Here is a 1,883-nt window from a genome sequence, read left to right on the forward strand (position 1 = left end):
CTTAACCTTCCAGCACCGGGCAGGCGTCAGCCCCTATACATCACCTTACGGTTTAGCAGAGACCTGTGTTTTTGATAAACAGTCGCTTGGGCCTATTCACTGCGGCTCTCCGGAGCGTACACCCCAGAGAGCACCCCTTCTCCCGAAGTTACGGGGTCATTTTGCCGAGTTCCTTAACGAGAGTTCGCTCGCTCACCTTAGAATTCTCATCTTGACTACCTGTGTCGGTTTGCGGTACGGGCACCCCTTTTCTAGCTAGAGACTTTTCTCGGCAGTGTGAAATCAGCGACTCAGGGGAACAATTCCCCCTCCTCATCACAGCTCAGCCTGACGAGTGCCGGATTTGCCTAACACTCAGCCTTACTGCTTGAACGTACATCCAATCGCACGCTTCGCCTATCCTACTGCGTCCTCCCATCGCTTAAAACGAAAGTGGGTGGTACAGGAATATCAACCTGTTATCCATCGCCTACGCCTATCGGCCTCAGCTTAGGACCCGACTAACCCAGAGCGGACGAGCCTTCCTCTGGAAACCTTAGTCAATCGGTGGACGGGATTCTCACCCGTCTTTCGCTACTCACACCGGCATTCTCACTTCTAAGCGCTCCACATGTCCTTGCGATCATGCTTCAACGCCCTTAGAACGCTCTCCTACCATTGTCCGAAGGACAATCCACAGCTTCGGTAATATGTTTAGCCCCGGTACATTTTCGGCGCAGCGTCACTCGACTAGTGAGCTATTACGCACTCTTTAAATGATGGCTGCTTCTAAGCCAACATCCTAGTTGTCTGGGCAACGCCACATCCTTTTCCACTTAACATATATTTTGGGACCTTAGCTGGTGGTCTGGGCTGTTTCCCTTTCGAACATGAACCTTATCGCCCACGTTCTGACTCCCAAGTTAAATTGATTGGCATTCGGAGTTTGTCTGAATTCGGTAACCCGAGAGGGGCCCCTCGTCCAAACAGTGCTCTACCTCCAATAATCATCACTTGAGGCTAGCCCTAAAGCTATTTCGGAGAGAACCAGCTATCTCCAAGTTCGATTGGAATTTCTCCGCTACCCACAGTTCATCCGCTCACTTTTCAACGTAAGTCGGTTCGGTCCTCCATTCAGTGTTACCTGAACTTCAACCTGACCATGGGTAGATCACCTGGTTTCGGGTCTACGACCAAATACTCATTCGCCCTATTCAGACTCGCTTTCGCTACGGCTCCACATTCACTGCTTAACCTTGCATCAGATCGTAACTCGCCGGTTCATTCTACAAAAGGCACGCCATCACCCATTAACGGGCTCTGACTACTTGTAAGCACACGGTTTCAAGTTCTTTTTCACTCCCCTTCCGGGGTACTTTTCACCTTTCCCTCACGGTACTGGTTCACTATCGGTCACTAGAGAGTATTTAGCCTTAGGAGATGGTCCTCCTAGATTCCGACGGAATTTCACGTGCTCCGTCGTACTCAGGATCCACTCAAGAGTGTATTCATTTTCGACTACAGGATTATTACCTTCTTTGATGTAGCTTTCCAACTACTTCGTCTAACAAATACATTTGTAACTCCGTACAGAGTGTCCTACAACCCCAATGAGCAAGCTCATTGGTTTGGGCTCTTCCCGTTTCGCTCGCCGCTACTCAGGGAATCGAATTTTCTTTCTCTTCCTCCGGGTACTAAGATGTTTCAGTTCTCCGGGTCTACCTTCTGACATGTTATGAATTCACATGTCGATAACACGACATAACTCGTGTTGGGTTCCCCCATTCGGAAATCTCTGGATCATAGCTTACTTACAGCTCCCCAAAGCATATCGTCGTTAGTAACGTCCTTCATCGGCTTCTAGTGCCAAGGCATTCACCGTGCGCCCTTAATAACTTAATCTG

1 rRNA gene is annotated in these 1,883 nt (G+C 49.3%); it reads right to left on the minus strand.

The features are described 5' to 3' along the window. A 23S ribosomal RNA gene (locus HMPREF2802_RS08340) occupies positions 1 to 1,881 on the minus strand; the annotation flags it as partial. Positions 1,882 to 1,883 lie beyond the last annotated feature (2 nt).

This window comes from Staphylococcus sp. HMSC071G07 (assembly GCF_001811435.1).
In the GTDB taxonomy this organism is placed as follows: Bacteria; Bacillota; Bacilli; order Staphylococcales; family Staphylococcaceae; genus Staphylococcus; species Staphylococcus pettenkoferi.